The 18,815-nt window shown below is 45.8% G+C and carries 16 protein-coding genes; 13 read left to right on the forward strand and 3 right to left on the reverse strand.

Features of this window, described 5'->3' with window-relative positions:
• Positions 1-8: 8 nt before the first annotated feature.
• The 5 genes from ACR42H_RS04815 to ACR42H_RS04835 are packed head-to-tail and all read left to right on the forward strand — an operon-like array spanning position 9 to position 5,141.
• Positions 9-728, forward strand: a complete 720-nt coding sequence (locus tag ACR42H_RS04815) for a FadR/GntR family transcriptional regulator (RefSeq protein WP_113882982.1) — start codon at positions 9-11, stop codon at positions 726-728.
• Positions 725-2,140 (forward strand): FAD-binding oxidoreductase, encoded by a 1,416-nt coding sequence (locus ACR42H_RS04820; protein ID WP_436374907.1) that lies wholly within the window; start codon positions 725-727, stop codon positions 2,138-2,140. The genes ACR42H_RS04815 and ACR42H_RS04820 overlap by 4 nt, the downstream gene beginning before the upstream one ends.
• On the forward strand, positions 2,133-3,398 hold the full coding sequence (locus ACR42H_RS04825; RefSeq protein ID WP_436374908.1) for a (Fe-S)-binding protein: 1,266 nt from the start codon (positions 2,133-2,135) through the stop codon (positions 3,396-3,398). The genes ACR42H_RS04820 and ACR42H_RS04825 overlap by 8 nt, the downstream gene beginning before the upstream one ends.
• 18 nt (positions 3,399-3,416) lie before the next feature.
• Complete coding sequence (gene lhgO, locus ACR42H_RS04830; protein ID WP_436374909.1) at positions 3,417-4,625, forward strand: L-2-hydroxyglutarate oxidase; 1,209 nt, start codon at positions 3,417-3,419, stop codon at positions 4,623-4,625.
• Between the two features lie 60 nt (positions 4,626-4,685).
• Positions 4,686-5,141, forward strand: a complete 456-nt coding sequence (locus ACR42H_RS04835; RefSeq protein WP_113882986.1) for a hypothetical protein — start codon at positions 4,686-4,688, stop codon at positions 5,139-5,141.
• A gap of 35 nt (positions 5,142-5,176) precedes the next feature.
• On the opposite strand, the gene cbpA is transcribed toward ACR42H_RS04835, so the two are convergent.
• Positions 5,177-5,821 carry a cyclic di-AMP binding protein CbpA gene (gene cbpA / locus ACR42H_RS04840; RefSeq protein WP_436374910.1) on the reverse strand — a complete coding sequence of 215 codons (645 nt, stop codon included), beginning with the start codon at positions 5,819-5,821 and terminating at the stop codon, positions 5,177-5,179.
• 138 nt (positions 5,822-5,959) lie between these two features.
• On the opposite strand from cbpA, the gene ACR42H_RS04845 reads away from it, so the two are divergent.
• The 3 genes from ACR42H_RS04845 to ACR42H_RS04855 all read left to right on the forward strand — a co-directional run bounded on the left by ACR42H_RS04845 (position 5,960) and on the right by ACR42H_RS04855 (position 9,574).
• Complete coding sequence (locus tag ACR42H_RS04845) at positions 5,960-6,604, forward strand: LytTR family DNA-binding domain-containing protein (protein WP_113882988.1); 645 nt, start codon at positions 5,960-5,962, stop codon at positions 6,602-6,604.
• Positions 6,605-6,737: 133 nt separating this feature from the next.
• Positions 6,738-8,273 carry an acetyl-CoA hydrolase/transferase family protein gene (locus ACR42H_RS04850; RefSeq protein WP_436374911.1) on the forward strand — a complete coding sequence of 512 codons (1,536 nt, stop codon included), beginning with the start codon at positions 6,738-6,740 and terminating at the stop codon, positions 8,271-8,273.
• Positions 8,274-8,380: 107 nt separating this feature from the next.
• On the forward strand, positions 8,381-9,574 hold the full coding sequence (locus ACR42H_RS04855; protein ID WP_436374912.1) for a class I SAM-dependent rRNA methyltransferase: 1,194 nt from the start codon (positions 8,381-8,383) through the stop codon (positions 9,572-9,574).
• Positions 9,575-9,634: 60 nt separating this feature from the next.
• Here the strand turns inward: ACR42H_RS04855 and ACR42H_RS04860 are convergent, their stop codons facing one another.
• Positions 9,635-10,690: a TRAP transporter substrate-binding protein gene (locus ACR42H_RS04860; RefSeq protein ID WP_436374913.1), complete on the reverse strand. Its 1,056-nt coding sequence runs from the start codon at positions 10,688-10,690 to the stop codon at positions 9,635-9,637.
• 89 nt (positions 10,691-10,779) lie between these two features.
• Between ACR42H_RS04860 and ACR42H_RS04865 the strand changes: the two genes are divergently transcribed.
• The 5 genes from ACR42H_RS04865 (at position 10,780) to ACR42H_RS04885 (ending at position 16,992) form a co-directional block, all read left to right on the forward strand.
• Positions 10,780-12,372, forward strand: a complete 1,593-nt coding sequence (locus tag ACR42H_RS04865; RefSeq protein ID WP_436376841.1) for an ATP-binding protein — start codon at positions 10,780-10,782, stop codon at positions 12,370-12,372.
• A complete protein-coding gene (locus tag ACR42H_RS04870) occupies positions 12,362-13,048 on the forward strand; it encodes a response regulator (RefSeq protein ID WP_436374914.1) in 687 nt (228 codons plus the stop codon). Before ACR42H_RS04865 ends, ACR42H_RS04870 begins: the two co-directional genes overlap by 11 nt.
• 121 nt (positions 13,049-13,169) lie before the next feature.
• Entirely contained in the window at positions 13,170-14,459 is a 1,290-nt protein-coding gene (dctP, locus tag ACR42H_RS04875) for a C4-dicarboxylate transporter DctP (RefSeq protein WP_436374915.1), read from the forward strand.
• Between the two features lie 295 nt (positions 14,460-14,754).
• Positions 14,755-16,068, forward strand: a complete 1,314-nt coding sequence (locus ACR42H_RS04880) for an MFS transporter (RefSeq protein ID WP_436374916.1) — start codon at positions 14,755-14,757, stop codon at positions 16,066-16,068.
• Between the two features lie 78 nt (positions 16,069-16,146).
• Positions 16,147-16,992, forward strand: coding sequence for an STAS domain-containing protein (locus ACR42H_RS04885; RefSeq protein WP_436374917.1), 846 nt, complete (start codon positions 16,147-16,149; stop codon positions 16,990-16,992).
• A 40-nt stretch (positions 16,993-17,032) separates the two neighbouring features.
• Here the strand turns inward: ACR42H_RS04885 and ACR42H_RS04890 are convergent, their stop codons facing one another.
• Complete coding sequence (locus ACR42H_RS04890; RefSeq protein WP_113882997.1) at positions 17,033-18,721, reverse strand: hypothetical protein; 1,689 nt, start codon at positions 18,719-18,721, stop codon at positions 17,033-17,035.
• Between the last annotated feature and the right edge of the window lie 94 nt (positions 18,722-18,815).

The raw sequence follows: 18,815 nt of genomic DNA on the forward strand, positions 1-18,815 counted from the left end.
TAACATCCATGAAAATCGAACGGAAAAAAATCTCGGCCCAGGTGCTTGATCAGCTCAAGGAAATGATAAAGGAAGGCAAGTTCCCGCTAAATGAGCCGATGCCATCCGAAAATGAACTGGCCAAACTGTTCGGCGTCAGCCGTGCGCCTGTTCGAGAAGCATTGAGCGTATTATCTGCCAGCGGGATCATTGAATCCAGGCAAGGGGGCAGAAGCTTCGTCAAAGAAGTTAATATGGCAGACATGCTTGGTGCTTTAGCGATTGAATACATTCCTGTGGAACAGGTTTTTGAGCTATTGGAAATGCGGATGGTTATGGAGACACAGGCAGCAGCGATTGCTGCCTTGCGTCGTGAAGAGGCCGACCTTGAAAAAATGAAGATGGCGCTCGATCAATTTGAAATCACACTGACGAATCCCGAAGCAGTAGGCGATCTGGCAGATGTTAATTTTCATAAACATCTTATCGAAGCAACGAAAAATCGATTCATGATACAGGTAATGGAAAATATCGATGATCTGTACCGAAAAGCAATAGCCTTTTCCCTTAAGAAGAATGTGGGTCTTCCGGAAAAGCGCGAACAGGTATATCAGGAGCATATGAGTATTTTTTCAGCTATTAAAGAACAGGACGAAGAAAGAGCGGCAAAGGCAATGCGGGTGCATCTTGAGAATGTGACAAAGAAATTGAAGGTGAACGAAGGGGAAGGAAAGAAGGTGCCGTTGTGATCACCGAACAGATTGTTGAGCGGCTTAAAAGCATCATGGGATCAGAAAAGCGCATTCTGCTTGAAAAAGCAGACCTGGTTTCTTATTCATACGATGGCTCGTTTGGAGCCTATAATCCCGAGGTCATCCTGCAGCCAGTTTCGACTGAGGAAGTGGCAGGCATTGTAAAGCTAGCCAATGACATGAAAATTCCAGTCTATCCAAGAGGCAGGGGAACGAGTCTGAGCGGAGGCCCGCTCCCTGTCCACGGCGGGATGGTCCTTGATTTTTCCAGGTGGACCCAGAAGCTGATCATCGACCCGGAAGATACCGTTGCGATTGTATCTCCAGGTGTCATTACAGCTGATATTGACCGTGAAGCACAGCGGCATGGGCTGTTGTATCCGCCAGACCCAAGCAGTTCCCATGTTTCCACAATTGGAGGGAACCTCGCTGAAAATGCCGGCGGTCCGCGCGGCTTAAAGTACGGGGTAACAAAAGATTATGTGCTGGGTCTGGAGATCGTCACGCCAGAAGGGGACATCATCCGGACAGGCGGACGGACGGTCAAAAACGTCACAGGCTATGACCTGACGAAGCTGATTGTTGGCTCGGAGGGGACGCTGGGCATCATCACAGAGGCCACCCTTCAGCTGATTCCAAGACCTCAGGCCACCCAGACGATGATGGTCATATTTGATGACATTATTGATGCCGGAAAAGCAATATCGGCTGTGCTCACATCAGGTATCCTGCCTTCGAAAATGGAAATCATGGACCAGGCTTCAATCCAGGCGGTGGAAGAATTTCAGCCGATAGGACTCCCGATAGATGTAGATGCCATTATCCTGATTGAGCTTGATGGCCATCCAATCGCCATCAGGGATGAAAGCGAGCAGGTGAAGCAGGTGTGCCTGGAAGTTGGAGCAAGGGAAGCTATCATTGCAAGGGATGAGGAATCTGCCGAGAACCTATGGAAAGCGAGAAAACTCGTTTCGCCGGCCATCGTCAGAAAAAAGCCAACGAAAATTTCCGAGGATGCCACAATTCCAAGAAGCAAGATTCCTGAAATGTTCAGAAGGCTTCAGGAAATCAAAGCAAAATATGAAATTGACTTAGTCGTATTCGGTCATGCGGGTGATGGAAATCTGCATCCGAATATCATTACCGATAAGCAGGATAAAGAAGAGATGAAACGTGTGGAAAAAGCCGTAGAGGAGATTTTTACAGCAGCGATTGAATTGGGAGGAACTCTATCAGGCGAGCATGGAATCGGGACCATGAAGGCGCCGTTTATGGAGATGGAGCTTGGGGAAGCGGGACTGGAAATGATGATACGAATGAAAAAAGCGTGGGATCCGAACAACATAATGAATCCGGGCAAGATTTTTCCCGAGACAAAAGGGCAGAGGCTGGTGTTAGTCCATGACTAGCCAGCTCGCCTATAAAGAAACGTTTGACTGTGTCCAATGCGGCTATTGTCTTCCTGCCTGCCCCACATATGCCAGCATGGGGAAAGAAAGACATTCTCCACGGGGCCGGATCAATCTTGTGCAAATGGCGGCGGAAGGGAAAATAACCATCGAAGAAATTACAGAATCAATGGAGCTCTGCCTCGGCTGCCGCGCCTGTGAGACGGCGTGCCCAACGAATGTACAATATGGAAAAATTCTCGAATCATTTAAGGGAGTAAAGGCTGCCGAAGCACCAGCTCCATTCATGGAGAACATGGCTCTGCAGAAGGTCTTGCCGAATAAGAAACTGCTGGCAGCCATGAGAGCTTCACTTCGGGCCTATCAAAAAACGGGTATGGACTCGCTTGCCCGCAAAAGCAAGGCGCTAAGCATTTTTCCCGAACAGCTTCGGGCATTTGAAGAGATAGCACCTTATGTTGAGATGCCAAATAAACAGCTAAGAACAGGCATCCTTCTGCCAGAGCGGGAGCCGAAAGCACGCGTCGCTTTTTTTACAGGGTGCATTATGGATGTGTTTTTTGCCAAGATCAATGACCTCAGCATCAAGCTGCTTCAGCATGCTGGCTGCGAAGTCACCGTAATCAAGGAACAGACCTGCTGCGGCGCGCTGCAGAACCATAGCGGGGATACGGGAACATCCAGGAAACTGGCGAAGGAAAATATTGCGGCTTTTGAAAAAGGGAACTTTGATTTTGTGGTAAATGCGATTGGCGGCTGCGGTGCGATGCTCGTTGAATATGATCACCTTCTCGCAAATGACCCGGAATGGGCAGAGCGTGCCAGGGTGTTCGCACAAAAGAATAAGGATGTAAGTGTAATACTGAACAAACTCGGAATCAGTTTCAGCCGGGAACTCTCAGGTGCTGTGACCTATCAGCCATCCTGCCATTTGTTAAATGTGCAGAAGGTGGCGGATGATCCCGTTCAGCTCCTTGAAAGCATACCAGGCATTACATATGTTCCGCTTCCGAAAGGGGATATGTGCTGTGGATCGGCGGGGATTTATAATATTGTCCACTACGAAGAATCCATGGAAATTCTTGATGCCAAAATGGAACATGTCCAAAGTATCTCGCCGGACACCATCGTCACGTCCAACCCAGGCTGCCATCTGCAGATGTGCCTCGGGGTCAAACGCGAGGGGCTTGAAGACAAGGTGCGTGTTGTCCATATTATTGAAATATTGGCAGAAGCCTGCGGGATTGATCATAAATAAGAGAAAGGGTGGAGGATCATGTATGATTACATCATTATTGGCGGGGGCATTGTCGGCCTGTCAACAGGAATGGAGCTGCTGAACCGGTTTCCATCTGCAAAAGTGGCCATCCTGGAAAAAGAAAGCCATGTGGCGGCCCACCAGACAGGCCATAACAGCGGAGTCATCCATTCCGGAATCTATTATAAGCCTGGAAGCTATAAAGCAAGGCTTGCCAAAAAAGGCAGCGAATCCATGACGGAATTTTGCCGCAAGCATGGGCTTGAAGTGGATATCTGCGGAAAAGTCATTGTCGCGAGCGAAGATTTCGAGCTGCCGCTCATAGACAATTTATATCAGCGCGGGTTGGACAACGGCCTTGGCATCCGCATGATTGACCATGGCGAGCTCCATGAAATCGAGCCGCATGTGAATGGAAAAAAGGCCATTCACGTGCCAATGGCTGGCATTGTCAACTATAAGCAGGTTTCGGAAAAGATGGCTGAGATCATTACAGCAAAAGGCGGGGACATCCTGCTGAATCATAAAGTATTAGCCATTGACGAAACAGCCCAGGAAGTAATCGTCCAGACCAGCAGGGGAGAGGTAAGGGGAGCTTACTATGTTAACTGCGGCGGCCTGCAGTCAGACCGGATCGCCAAGCTTGCCGGATTGAAAACGGATGTTAAAATAGTGCCATTCAGGGGCGAGTATTTCATGCTCAAACCGGAGAAAAGCAGCCTCGTCAAAAATCTGATCTACCCTGTGCCAAATCCTAACTTCCCGTTCCTTGGGGTCCATTTTACCCGCATGATTAGTGGAGCCATTGATGTGGGTCCAAATGCCGTTCTAAGCTTTAAGCGGGAAGGCTATAAAAAGACGGATCTCAATGTGGCAGACCTTATGGAGGTTGTGGCTTATAGAGGCTTCTGGAAGCTCGCAAGGAAATATATGAAAGAGGGAGTGGAAGAAATGGTCCGCTCAGCATCCAAGGAGCTCTTCATGAAAAATGTCCAGAAGCTCATGCCGGACATCCAGAAGGATGATATTGTGCCCGGTCCGGCTGGTGTCAGAGCGCAAGCCTTGAAGGACGATGGCTCATTAGTCGATGACTTTTTCATTGTACCGAGCAAACGCTCCATTCATGTTTTAAACGCACCATCTCCGGCCGCGACGGCGTCCATTGAAATTGGAAAAGAAATCGTCAGGAAGATGGACGGGATGTTTAAGATGGAATCAGCTGTTTAAGTAATTGGAGAATAATTCAAAATCCCCTGAACCATAATATGGAAGAAAGGGGATTTTTATATGAAAGCAACTACAGCGATCAGGCTGCTTCACTTGGTCATTCCTTGGCTGACCATATTTTTTCTGCCGAAAAAGTCATTTAATAAATTTTCCACAGTCTCGGTTTTTGCGGGAATTTTAGTGTTCATTATGAGCATCCTGGCCATTCCTTTTAAATGGTGGACAGTAGAGGGCGGTCACTTCAAGAAACTGCTCAATGATTTAACCTTCATATTGGGTCCGTTTTTTATCGGGACCTTATGGATTTTTCATTTTACCTTCGGAAACTTTAAGCGTTACCTGGCTGTCAACGCTATCATGGACTTTCTATTCGCCTATCCGCTTAATTATTTGTATGAAAAATTTAACTTATATAAGCTAGTCAAATTTAAGCCCATCTATATTTTCCTGTTCTTCACCACGTACGCATGGATTATTTATGGATACCAGGAATTCTTTCATCGGAACCAAAGATAAGAAAAAGCCGCTCCTTCACGGAACGGCTATTCTCGTTAGCATTCTCCATTATGACACTCGACCCCGATTACACGGAAGCCATTTGCGTCCAGTTCTTTCTTGATTTTATCCAAGGTTTCTTCTGTCGTATCCTTCGGCAATGTAAAAAGGATACGGCGGATCAGGCTGACATGAAAGTTGGATGAGTCCAGTGAGATGACTCCCTGGATATCGCTATATTTACTGATAATACTGCTTATCTTTTTCAGTGTTCCCTGTGTGCCATAGCTTCCCACAGTCAGGGTATAGCTTCCGCGGTTCAGTCCCCACGCTTCCTCAAGCAGTTCCAGTACGGCAGCATGCGTCAGCAATCCGACAAACTGCCCATTTTCATTCTTAACCGGCAGATAAGGATATCTCTTCAGCGTGAAAAAGGCTTTCATGAAAGAGTCATCCTCATCAATTACGGTCTGCTGGTCTTTAGCCAGAGCCGTAATGGGTTCTTCCAAAGAATGGTTCTCCTTATATTCTAAAATATCAACCTTATAGATATTGCCGACAAACTTTGTATGTGTGGCATCCAGAATAGGGACACAGCGGTAACCAGTTTCGTTTAAAAACTGCAGCGCCTGTTCCAAATTAAAGGTTTCATCACAAAACCGAACATCTTTTTTCTCCACCATCTGATGGCGAATCAGCATACCAGCATCCTCCTTTACCCCTAACCTTCTCTATTCTATGCCGGTGCCTTTTTGGCCATGATAAGAAATTAAGTGAATCCCCCTTTGAAAACTTGTAAAATAAGAAAAAGCCATTATCAGGAAAGGTGCTGAGAGAACGTGGAAAGCATTACAGTTGTGTCGCTGCTGGATGTAATTGGAGAGCTGTTTTCCGATGAGATTTCCATAGCGGTTTCCAATACAAGTGAATATATTTATTACAGGCCGAGCAAACGCATCGATTTGAAAATCAGGACGGGGGACAGGGTAAAGGAAGGAACCATCGCCTTTAAGGCTTTAGGGACACAGCAAAGGGTGTCGGAGTTTATTGATCGCGATGTATTTGGTGTTCCGTATCACGGCATGGCCGTGCCATTTTTGCATGAAGGAAAACTTGAAGGCTGCGTAACCGCCATTTTTCCGGCTTTGACGGACGGCAAATCGGTTGTGACAATGAAAACGAATGATGGCTGGATTCCGATTCCTTTTTCCGAGGTTGTCTGCCTTGAGGCAAAGGATAAGAAGACCTATGTACATACTGGCGGCCATTCAGGCACCCATAAATACTCGCTTCAGGATTTTGAGTATTCGCTGCCGAAGGACAGTTTTATCCGCTGCCACCGCTCATTCATTGTAAATGTTAATCATATAAAGGAAATCTTTCCTGACACGCATTCCACCTTTCTCCTCGTCATGAAAAATGGGGACCGGGTGCCTGTCAGCCAGTCTTACTCCAGCTATTTCCGTAAGTTGCTCGGTTTTTAGAAAATTCTTTCTGTTTCATCTTTCTAATCTGCTGTTTTATCCGAATTTTCCGTAAGTTAATCGGAAAAGTCCTGACTCCCCCCTTTATCCGGGTAAAATGATTATATATATCATGGCAAAGGGGATGAGCAACATGGAGAAAATTTTAGATCGAATTCGCGACAGCCGCCTGCATGACCGGGTAGTTACACCTGAAGAAGCAGCATCCTGGATTCAGGATGGCATGACTCTGGGGCTAAGCGGCTTTACACGTGCAGGCGATGTGAAAGCGGTGCCATTCGCGCTGGCTGACCGTGCCAGGCATGAGAGTTTTAAAGTGAATGTGTATACGGGGGCTTCTTTGGGATCTGATGTGGATAAGCTTATTGCGGAAGCAGGGATTTTGGGAAAAAGGCTGCCGTTTCAGGCCGATCCGACCATGAGAAAAGGGATTAACCAGGGGGATTTCTTATTTATCGATCAGCATTTATCCCACACGGCAGAGCTTGTTCGCGCCAATGTCATGGATCCTATTGATTTCGCCATTTTGGAAGCGGTTTCTATTACGGAGGATGGGCTGATCATTCCGTCTACTTCAATAGGAAACTCGCTATCTTTCGCTGAAAATGCCAGACACATCATTATCGAAATCAATCTGGCACAATCCACGCAGCTGGAAGGCCTGCATGATTTATATGAACCTGGCAGGCAGGGGGAACGGAAGCCGATTCCGCTGACCAAAGCCGACGACCGTATCGGCGCTCCGGGAATTAAAGTGGATTTGGATAGAGTGAGGGGTATCGTATTCACGAATCAGCAGGACTCTCCTTCAACGATCGTACCACCGGATGAAGAAACCGCTATCATGGCACAGCATCTGCTTCAATTTCTCCGCGGGGAGATTGAAGCAGGCAGGCTAACAAATAGTCTGGCACCGCTGCAGTCGGGTATAGGGTCCGTAGCGAATGCCGTGCTTCATGGAATGCTCGACTCAGAGTTTGAGAATCTGGAAGTCTATTCAGAAGTGCTGCAGGATGCGGTATTTGATTTGATGGATGCCGGAAAAGTGGACTTTGCTTCCTGCTGTTCCATCACACTATCAGATAAAAAAATGAAAGAGGTTTTCACGAACTTTGACCGGTACAGAGACCGTTTAATCATGCGTCCGCAGGAGATATCCAATCATCCTGAAATCATCCGCCGCCTCGGCTTGATTTCGATTAATACAGCCTTGGAGCTTGATATCTATGGAAACGTGAACTCGACCCATGTCCTTGGAACGAAAATGATGAACGGCATCGGCGGATCCGGTGATTTTGCCAGAAATGCGCGACTGGCGATCTTCGTGACTAAATCAATTGCCAAAGACGGCAGGATTTCAAGCATCGTCCCATTCGTTTCCCATGTCGACCACACCGAGCATGATGTCGATGTCGTTGTGACAGAACAAGGCTTTGCAGACCTTCGCGGGCTGGCTCCAAGGCAGCGTGTCGAACTGATCATCGAGAATTGCGCACATCCGCTGTACCGCGAGCAGCTTCGCGAATATTACCGGGAAGCCCTCACAAGAGGTGGACAGACTCCGCATGTACTGGAAAAAGCCCTTTCCTGGCATACAGACTTCGCCAGGAATGGAACGATGCTGAAAGAAACAGCGGCAGCTGCTCCTCTTCAGTGGAGCTTCTGCTGAAACAACTAGTGCCAGCCACCACCATACCATCTCACCCAGCTGGTATAGGTGCCTGGCACTTTTAATGTTACAATGATAGTATACTAACAAAATGATTGGGTGGAACTATGAGTAAAGCGATCAAATTAATTGCTGCTTCTAAATATAAGAATGGGTTTAAGGATGGCTATCCGCTGGTGACGGAGGAATCGGTGCAGCGGATTCCGAAGGGGATTGAAGAGGGTGCGGTCATTGAACTGACTGATGAGAGCGGGCGGTTTATCGGCAAAGGGTATTATGGAAAGCAGAATAAAGGCAGGGGCTGGATTCTCTCGCGAAACCCTCAGGAAACCTTCGACGAAGCGTTTTTTGCGAAAAAATTTAAAGAAGCTTTAAAAAGGCGGGAAGCCCTATTTCATGATCCCGAAACAACCGCTTTTCGGGTTTTCAATGGAGAAGGAGATGGAATCGGAGGCATCACGATTGATTATTACGATGGCTTTTACGTGATCAGTTGGTACAGTGAAGGGGTTTACACCTTCAGAGATACGGTAATTCAGGCAATGATGAACAGTGCTGATGTAAAAGGCCTGTATGAAAAGAAACGGTTTGCTGTAAAAGGCACCTATATAGAGGATGATGATTTCGCAGCAGGAGAACGGGCATCTTTTCCGCTGATGGTGAAGGAGAATGGAATCAGATTTCCCATTTATCTGAATGATGGCGCCATGGTAGGTGTATTCCTTGATCAGAGGCATGTCCGAAAGACGATCAGGGACAAGTATGCCGAAGGGAAAACGGTACTGAACACGTTCTCTTATACGGGCGCTTTTTCAGCGGCTGCCGCATTAGGAGGAGCAGTGAGAACAACAAGTGTTGACCTTGCCAACCGCAGCAAAAGCAAAACCATCGAAATGTTCAGCGTCAACGGCATTGATTTTGAGGGACAGGATATCATTGTGGAAGATGTGTTCAACTACTTCAAATACGCCGTTCGGAAGCAGCTGAAATTTGATATGGTCATCCTTGATCCTCCAAGCTTTGCCCGTTCCAAAAAGCATACATTCAGCGCCAGAAAAGATTACCCGGAACTGCTTGCGCTGGCCATTCAGATAACAGAAAAGAACGGAATCATTGTGGCATCATCAAACTGCAGCACATTCAACATGAAAAAATTCAAAGACTTTATCAAAAAAGCGTTCGCACAAACAGGGGACCGCTACAAAATCATTGAGGAATTCACCCTTCCTGAAGACTTCCGCACCATTAAGGAATTCAAAGAAGGAGACTACCTTAAAGTAGTATTCATACAGAAACTGTAAAAAAAGAGTGACAGGAACCTATACCACTTTGGCCAGCTGGTATAGGTTCCTGTCACCTTTTTATTCATATTTAACCCGCAGCTCCTTCATCTCTTCCACAAGGTTCTTCCCGATTTCCTGTAAAAAGTCTTCATAGACTGGATCCAGCTTAGCCTGCCATTCCTGTTTTTCTTCAGGTGAGAGTTCATAAATTTGAATGGAGGAATTCTGCCTAATTTTTTCAAGCAGTTCTTCATTCATTTCAAATGCCATCCGGCTGTTCCAGGCGGTTGTTTCTTCCATTGCCTCGAGCAGAATCTTCTTTGTTTCCTCTGTCTGTTCATTCCAGACCTTCTCGCTCATCATCACCGCATATCCAAGATAGCCATGATTGCTGATTGTCATATGCTTTTGCAGGTTATAAAATTTCTTTGAATAGATATTGGAAATTGTGTTCTCTTCACCATCCACATCGCCTTCTTCCAGGAGTTTATAAGTGGAATTGAATGAATCCTGAACAGCCTTTGCCTTCAGGCGGCTGAATTGGGCGGATATCACATCACTTTGCATGATCCGGAAAGATTGCCCTTTCAGATCCCCAGGTTTTTGGATAGGACCCTGATTTGAAGTGATCTGCTTAAATCCATTTGGCCAATGGGCGAGCCCTTTAATGCCATCCCCCTGCAGGGATCTCAGCAGCTGTTGGCCGATTTTTCCGTTCAGGCCTTCAAGAGCAGCTTCACGCGAAGGGAACGCAAAAGGCAGATCCAGCACTCCCCATTGCGGTGAAAGCATACCTAGCTTGGAGGTGGAAGGGGCAATAAAGTGAACCTGGCCTTCTCTAAGAGCATTAATTTCTTCAATATCGGAATAGAGACTGCCGTTTGGAAACACTTCTATTTTAATATGGCCATTCGACTTTTCAGCGACAAGCTCTGCAAACCTTTGGGCGGCAAGGCCCTTTGGCGTATTTTCAGCCACCACATGGCTGAACTTGAAGACAATTTGATCCTTGAGCCCTTCCTGGTCATCATCATAGGGAATCGCTTCCCTTGGAAAAAAGCTTTGATACCCAAAGAAGGCAGCCAGCAGCAAAACCATACCGGCAAGGAGAATATAGCCTGCGGCGCTTTTCATTTGAATCCTCCTTTTTAAAACTATTAATGTTATCATACTTACAAGAATTCTATCCGTAAAGACAGAAGGGAGGGACCTTTGTGAATCAGATGCCCATCCGCTGGAAGATTACCATCCTGTCTTATGCAGTCGTTATTTTTTCTTTATTGATTGGCGGAATGGTCGTTATTGCAAACATCCAGGAGCAGGAAGAAAAAGAACTGAGGATACGTTCGATGAATACAGCCAGGACGGTGGCAGAGCTGTCAGATGTAAAAAAAGGAATCCTGCAGCCGCAGGGCTGGAAGACGGTTAATAAAGTTGCAGAGGAAATCCGGATTATTAATGAAACAGACTATATCGTGATCATGAATATGGAGCGTATCCGCTATTCCCATCCGGTCAGGGAACTGATCGGCCAACCATCTGCAGGTGAGGACGAGAAACCGGCTTTTGCCGAGCATATTTATTTTTCCAAGGCAGAGGGAGACGTCGGTACCTTTATTCGCGCATTTATCCCGATTAAAGATGAAAGCCTCAATCAAATCGGAGTGGTCGTTGTCGGCAATAAGATCCCTTCAATTACGGAGATTATCACTGATCTTACAGACGAAATCAGCATTATTGTCCTGCTGACGCTCATATTTGGACTGATCGGCTCTTTGATGCTTGCCAATCATATTAAAAAGCAGATGTTCCAGCTTGAGCCCCATGAAATCAAACGGATGCTGGAGGAAAGGACAGCCACCTTTCATTCGATCAATGAAGGCGTAATCGCGATCGATAACCAGGAAAACATTACGATTTTCAATGAAAAGGCAAAGAAAATTTTTAACGTAACTGGCGATGTCGCCGGCAAAAAAATCAGATCTGTTTTAAAAGACACCAGGCTTCCTGAAATAGTGGAGCGCAGCCGTGCAGTTTATAATGAACAAATCATTGTAAGCGGCAAGGTCATCTTAAGCACCAGAATTCCCATCCGGAAAGACAGCGAAATGATCGGAGCGGTAGCTATTTTCCAGGACCGCACGGAAGTCACGAAGCTAGCCGAAGAGCTGACCGGTGTAAAAAGCTTTGTTGAGGCGCTGAGAGTGCAGAACCATGAACATATGAACAAGCTTCACACCATTGCCGGATTGATTCAGCTCGGGAAAGCAGACAAAGCTTTAAAGCTGACGTTTGATGCATCTGAAGAGCAGGAAAACCTCTCAAATTTCCTCAGCGATAAAATCAGGAACGATGCCATTGCAGGCCTATTATTAAGTAAGGTACGGCGCGGAAAGGAATTGGGCATCACGGTGGTTATCGACCCAAACAGTAATCTGGAGGAGTTTCCAAACCGCCTGGATCACCATGACTTTGTTTTGCTCCTGGGCAATCTGATTGAGAATGCTTTCGGGGCTTTTGAGCATAGTGAACGTGAAGATCGAAAAATAGATATCAGCATTGAACAGACGGATGAGATTTGTGCGGTGCTGGTGGAAGATAACGGCAGCGGGATAGAAGAAGCGATATTGCCGAAGCTATATGAAAAAGGATTTACCGCCAAAAAATCAGGCGGAACAGGCTATGGGCTTTACCTTGTCAAACAAATTACAGAAAAAGGCGGAGGAGCGATCGAGGTTTCAACTGGCAGGGATGAAGGAACTTCCTTTACGATCACTTTTCCAATGGAAGCGAAGGGAGAAGCATATGGCGGTTAAAGAAGAAATCAGTGTGCTGCTGATTGAAGATGACCCAATGGTCCAGGAAGTTAATAGAGAATTCATTGCAAGTGTGGATGGATTTAAGATTATTGCGGCAGCCGGAAATGGGGAGGAAGGCATCAGCCTTGCGGAAAAACTGAAGCCTGACCTGGTTATTTTGGATATTTTTATGCCAAAAAAAGATGGCATACAAACTCTGCATGAATTCAGAAAGCAGCACCTCGATTCTGATGTCATCGTCGTTTCCGCTGCAAAAGATAAGGAAACCATTAAGCTGATGCTTCAAAATGGCGCAAGAGATTATATCATTAAACCTTTTAAGCTGAACAGAATTCAGCAGGCTCTTGAAAAATACCGCCATTACAGGGAGAGCCTGAAGGAATCAGGCACATTGTCACAGGATCAGCTCGATGCCCTTATTTATGCCAGGCAGGCGAAAAAAGAAGAAAATGTTCTGCCAAAAGGACTGAATGAATTCACCTTGAATGAAATTACTTCTTTCATGCAGCAGCAGACCGAACCCCGCTCTGCCGAAGAAGTCGCCAACGGCATCGGCATAGCCAGAGTAACCGCCCGCCGCTATCTCGATTATCTTGAAAAAGGCGGTGCAATCCGGCTGGATGTGCAATACGGGGGAGTGGGCAGGCCAGTCAATCGGTATGTCATCGTTTAGTTAACATCCCGAGACCAAAATGAACAAAATATCCGTTATGACCATAAGCTTCTCGCTTTTATCTGAAAACGCTATCATTTCTAATAGAATGAATAGTTAGAAAAAAGGAGATGAGATAAAAGTGAAGAAGCAGCGGATTTATAAGAATTTAACCTTTCAGGTGTTAACGGCTATTTTTATCGGTGTTATGGTCGGACTGATTTGGCCGGAAGTCGGAAAAGAAATGAAGCCGGTAGGCGACACCTTCATCAGCGCAGTCAAAATGGTCATCGCCCCGATTATTTTCCTGACCATCGTCCTTGGAATCGCCAAAATGGGTGATATGAAAAAAGTCGGCAAGGTTGGCGGCAAAGCGTTCATCTATTTTGAGGTTGTTACTACACTTGCTTTAATGATCGGTCTGATCGTCGTTAATGTCATAAAACCTGGTGCAGGACTGAACTTTAATGAATTGGAAAAAGGGGATGTTTCACAGTATACAGCCAATGGCGGAGAAGGCATCAATTGGATTGAGTTTGTGACACATATTGTTCCTTCCAACATGGTGGATGCCTTTGCAAAAGGGGATATCCTGCAGGTATTATTCTTCTCTATCTTATTTGGTGTCGGTTTGGCTGCACTTGGAGAAAAGGGCAAAATCGTCATTGAATTTTTGGATAAGCTATCATTAGTCTTCTTTAAAATCATCGGCTATGTCATGAAGGCAGCCCCGCTTGGAGCCTTTGGAGCCATGGCCTATACCATCGGACATTTCGGACTGGCTTCACTTGTTCCGCTTGGCAAACTGATGGTTTCCGTGTACGTGACGATGTTCTTATTTATCTTTGTTGTTTTAAATATTATCTGCAAAATGTACGGATTCAGCTTATGGAATTATCTGAAGTTCATCAAAGATGAAATTTTAATCGTATTAGGCACAAGTTCATCAGAATCAGTGCTACCGAGAATGATGGATAAAATGGAGCGCATCGGCTGCTCCAAATCGGTTGTGGGTCTGGTCATTCCAACAGGTTACTCCTTTAACCTGGACGGTACATCCATCTACCTGTCCATGGCAGTTGTCTTCCTTGCACAAGTGTTCGGAGTGGATCTGACAATCGGACAGCAGGTTACCATTCTCTTAGTGCTCATGCTGACTTCAAAAGGTGCCGCGGGTGTCACAGGCAGCGGATTTATCGTATTGGCATCGACGCTTGCCGCACTACAGGTTATCCCTCTTGAAGGATTGGCTCTTCTTCTTGGTGTAGACCGCTTCATGAGTGAAGGAAGAGCAATAGTGAACCTGATCGGAAACGGAATCGCAACGATGGTTGTAGCAAAAAGCGAGAATGAATTTGATGAAAATAAGGCTAAGAAAGCCATTAGTGAAATGAAATTAATGAAGCAGGAACAGCAAAAACAGGCTGTATAAAAGGTAAAGGCCATTTCCAACAAGGGAATGGCCTTTATTTATTGTCGAAAACCATCCAAAGCTCCGACAATTCCTGCACCTATTTCCCGGGAAAAAATCAAGTATAAGAAGGAATGTCTGTTCTTTCAATCAAACGTTTGATTGAAAGGATAATTGTTGAATAACCACGAAAAACAGGCAAAATTTAGAAAGTTGTAAAAATTGTATGGTATGATTATTCTTAAAAAAGTGGCAGGCATCTATATCATTTAAGCAACCTGTATAGGTGCCTATCACCGGAAAGAAGGTTCACATCGTGAAGCGCCTGAAGGTTCATTATGCATGGATTATTTTAATATTGACGTTTTTGGCGTTGCTGGCTGCACAGGGTGTACGCTTGTCGTTCGGGGCGTTTATGGCGCCATGGGAGCATGAGTTTTCCGCGAATCGCAGTGTCATATCCTTCGTTGCCTTTGTCAGCTATATTGTTTTTGCCATTTCACAGCCGTATGTTGGCAGGCTGATTGATAAATATGGCATCCGCTATATTCTGTCCTGCAGCATTTTGGTGATCGGTTTTTCAACACTTCTGACCTTTTTCACTACTAATGCTGTTCAGCTGATTATCATTTATGGTGTAATCGCCTCGGTTGGTTTTGGAGGTGCATCCAATGTAGCGGGAACGATGGCAGTGGCGACCTGGTTTGCCGATAAAAAGGGAATGGCCATGGGACTGATGTCTGCAGGAACAGCCGCAGGGCAGCTTATTCTTGTGCCGCTGTCCTTATTCCTAATTGACCAGATGGGCTGGAAGACAACCGTTCTTGTGCTCGGCTGCTTCTTGATTGTATTCATTTTTCCGCTTCTTCTGCTCTTTATCCGTTCGAACCCGGCAGATCTAAATATCGAGGCTTATGGAGTGAAAGTGAGTGATAATGCGAAGGAGAGGCAGGGGAAAAAGGAAGCGACAAAAGGAACGCTATCTATATTCCAGCTCTTAAAGCGAAAAGAATTCCTGTTTCTCATGCTCCCGTTTTTCGTTTGCGGCGTCACCACTACAGGCCTGATGGATACCCATCTTATTCCCTTTGCCCAGTATTGCGGATTTACGCCTGGCGTTACCGGTGCCGCTGTCAGTCTGCTTGCCGGCTTTAATATTCTCGGCACAGTCGTTTCCGGGTTCCTCGCAGATAGGTGGAATTGCAGAAGGATCCTTGCCTTTCTCTATGGAATTCGGGCCCTGACCATTGTTCTTCTGCTCATCATCGTGAATGATGCTTCCCTGTTTGGCTATTTCGTCACTCAATCCCATTTGTTGATTCTGTTTGCCATCAGCTTTGGGATTGTCAATTTTGCCACTGTCGCGCCGACGATGAAACTGGCTGCGGAATATTTCAGCCATCTTTCCGCCGGAGCGGTGATTGGCTGGATTTATTTGAGCCATCAGCTGGGTTCTGCACTTGGTTCCTTCTTCCCTGGTGTAATATTTGATCTGACAGGGAGTTATGACAGTTCTTTCATTGCGTCCATCGTACTTCTTGTTCTGGCATCCGCCTTAAGCATTATGCTTCCGAGACAAGGGGCAGACCATCAGTATGCGAACAGCAGGGAATTAGCGGAAAATAGTTAAGGGCTTAAAATCGACACTTTATTTCTCATAGGTTAAAATAATAATATTGAAATAGCAGTTCGGTTAGGGGAGACAGGCATGCATCGTAATCATGATCTATATCAATTTTTCCTTGAAAAAACCTGGGACTTAACAGAAGAATGGTATAAAAATGTGAACAAAGAAGAGAGCGGCGGAATATATACCTCAGAAGACCCCGCTGTGATTGAACGAGTAAAGAAGCAAAATTACGAATTCCACAAGCAGTTCTCCGAAGTCTTCCATAAAGAAGAAGTCGCTTTCTTTCATGAGCTGGAAAGCTGGATTGTCAAAGTGGCGCAGGATGATGAACACCTCCGCACGCCTCTGGAGATGATCCTGCAGGAGTTCTTTAACACCCAGGAACAATATTTGAACTTGCTTGAGCAGTTCGTTGAATTTAACCAGGGCCAATATGATGAAAAACAAATTACCTTATGGCGCAGGATGATTATTAGAACCATTGGTGAGGTGGTTACCTGGTTCACGGAAGAGTATAATAATCATTCCCAAAAGAGGCTGCAGGCTCAGCAGGCTTTAATCCTTGAACTCAGTTCCCCGGTCATTTCTCTGACAGAAGATATCGCACTTCTGCCGCTTGTTGGGGATATTGATACGGCCCGCGCAAAAGCCATGCTAGAAAATACACTTCAGCAATGCAATAAATTAGGCGTCAACCAGCTGTTCCTTGACCTTTCAGGCGTAGTCATGATTGATACCATGGTAGCCCATCAGCTTTTCCAGCTGATAGAAGCGCTAAGCCTGATCGGCGTAAAGACAACAATCTCCGGCTTAAGACCGGAAATTGCCCAGACCGCAGTACAGCTCGGTTTGTCATTTGATCACGTCAGCATCAAATCCACGCTATCCAGTGCCATTAAATCAGCGAACATAATAGCAGAGTAATAGAAAACACGATGAAGGATGTCTTCATCGTGTTTTTGATCTATTCCAATCCTTTAATGGTCATTTCCTTCACTGGCAGGAATGCCTCACCTGTATCCAGGTAGTTAACGTCTGCCTGATCGCCTTCCTGAAGATAAATGGCCATCGGCACGGTTTCAGATGAAACCACGTAGCTCTGGCGGTTTTCCATCAGGAATGATACGATTGTGAATTCGCCGGATTTCTCCTTGTACACCCGCAGTACAGTTCCGCTCATCTGTTTTTCCTCTGCTTTCGAGCTTCCGTCTACCGTGCCTCCGCCTCGCTGCAAAGCGGTTTTATATAAACGCAATGCTTCATTTGGCGTTGTCCCATATACAGATATTTCCGGATTGGCAGCTGATACAATAAAGTAGTTCTGCAGGAATCCATTGGCATCAAGCACAGGTGTCAGCCAGCTGGCTTCCCCGTAGAAGTTATAAAGAACAGGCATTTCGCCGCTCCATTTTTTCTCGATGAATTTCTTCTCGATAATCTGGAGGGCGCCCTGGGAATCCATATAAGAGTCCTCAAGATTACCTGTAAAGAAGGTCGCTTCGCCCGTCCTTGAATTTGTCAGAGAATAGCCCAGCATTGAATCGACGCCTTCTTTTGGACTTGTAAAATCTGTAAAGTAATACATGTCGCCATTTTCATCAAAAATCGGACTCACATTGGCTTCCGTTCCTTCATCTGATGGAAGCCTTACATCGGATTTTCCGAATTTGCTGTTCCAGAAGCCGTGGACATAATTCCCGAAATAGCTGTTCTGCAGACTGACCGTTTCAGGGGAAACAGCTCCATCAATAAAGGCCGGCACATCCGCAAGTTTATAGGACTTCGTCTGTCCGTTCAGCGGGTCAACCATGACCACTCCTTGAACATCAAAGCCATTTCTCGCCGAAATAAACTCTCCATATGAACGGATATAAAACGGCTTTCCGTCGTCATCCACTTCCAGCTGCACATCTCCGTAAAAAATGGCCTGCGGATACTGCATCCGGATATGACGCTCAATATTTTTATTAAAATAAGAGGATGGTGTATACACCATATCGCTTTTCACAAACTTTGGATTGGCTGAGGAGTCAGTCGCGCTGATTGTAAAATAACCAGGTGTTTTATCCCCATTCCACCATTTGAAAAAACCCGAAAACTCTACAGGCGCAATATAAACATATTTCCCATCGACTTTCTGGATCTGCAGGCTGCCAAGTTCATAATAGCTCGTGTTCGGAACCTGCCCGAATGCCTTCTTCATCTTATTGCGCGCAAACTGCGGCGGCACGCTCGCTGGTGTTTCCTTTTCATCAAACGCCTCAATCTCCGTTTTTTCATTCATTTTGGCACTTTCATATTTATCATCTGCATTGAATAGAAAAGCTGTCAGAAAGAATATCCCTGCGATTAGACTGATGGCAAACAGACCCGTTTTGATCATTCGTTCCCTGCCTGTCGCAAGAACAGCTCCAATTAATGAAGAGATAACCGCAAATAGCCATAGGCCGGTCAAGTTCCGGTCCAGATTGGTGAAATAATACACGGAAAAAACAAGCAGCACAGACACAGCGGCGGTGCCGGCCATAATTCCGGTCCCAAGTTTCCTGCGTTCCTTTTCCTTCGCCTTAGTCTTCGGTTTATAGCTGAACGGAATCAGCAGGATAGAAATTGCCAGTCCGGCAATCAGTGAAAAAATAAAAATATTTCCCATAAGAATCTCTCCTAATATTAGTTCGTTATTATGTAATACGGGCGGCAGCCAAAAAAGTTTCATAAAGAAAAATCACCATCCTAAGTTGTTGGTG

The organism is Cytobacillus sp. BC1816 (assembly GCF_051353635.1).
GTDB lineage: Bacteria > Bacillota > Bacilli > Bacillales > Cytobacillaceae > Cytobacillus > Cytobacillus oceanisediminis_C.

What these genes read in the sequence shown, in the direction of transcription:
- ACR42H_RS04885 (WP_436374917.1), top strand. Translation starts at nt 16,147, where the DNA reads ATGCATCGTAATCATGATCTATATCAATTTTTCCTTGAAAAAACCTGG.
- ACR42H_RS04850 (WP_436374911.1), top strand. Translation starts at nt 6,738, where the DNA reads ATGGAGAAAATTTTAGATCGAATTCGCGACAGCCGCCTGCATGACCGG.
- ACR42H_RS04835 (WP_113882986.1), top strand. Translation starts at nt 4,686, where the DNA reads ATGAAAGCAACTACAGCGATCAGGCTGCTTCACTTGGTCATTCCTTGG.
- ACR42H_RS04855 (WP_436374912.1), top strand. Translation starts at nt 8,381, where the DNA reads ATGAGTAAAGCGATCAAATTAATTGCTGCTTCTAAATATAAGAATGGG.
- ACR42H_RS04825 (WP_436374908.1), top strand. Translation starts at nt 2,133, where the DNA reads ATGACTAGCCAGCTCGCCTATAAAGAAACGTTTGACTGTGTCCAATGC.
- ACR42H_RS04890 (WP_113882997.1), bottom strand. Translation starts at nt 18,721, where the DNA reads ATGGGAAATATTTTTATTTTTTCACTGATTGCCGGACTGGCAATTTCT.
- ACR42H_RS04865 (WP_436376841.1), top strand. Translation starts at nt 10,780, where the DNA reads ATGCCCATCCGCTGGAAGATTACCATCCTGTCTTATGCAGTCGTTATT.
- ACR42H_RS04860 (WP_436374913.1), bottom strand. Translation starts at nt 10,690, where the DNA reads ATGAAAAGCGCCGCAGGCTATATTCTCCTTGCCGGTATGGTTTTGCTG.
- ACR42H_RS04815 (WP_113882982.1), top strand. Translation starts at nt 9, where the DNA reads ATGAAAATCGAACGGAAAAAAATCTCGGCCCAGGTGCTTGATCAGCTC.
- ACR42H_RS04870 (WP_436374914.1), top strand. Translation starts at nt 12,362, where the DNA reads ATGGCGGTTAAAGAAGAAATCAGTGTGCTGCTGATTGAAGATGACCCA.
- lhgO (WP_436374909.1), top strand. Translation starts at nt 3,417, where the DNA reads ATGTATGATTACATCATTATTGGCGGGGGCATTGTCGGCCTGTCAACA.
- cbpA (WP_436374910.1), bottom strand. Translation starts at nt 5,821, where the DNA reads ATGCTGATTCGCCATCAGATGGTGGAGAAAAAAGATGTTCGGTTTTGT.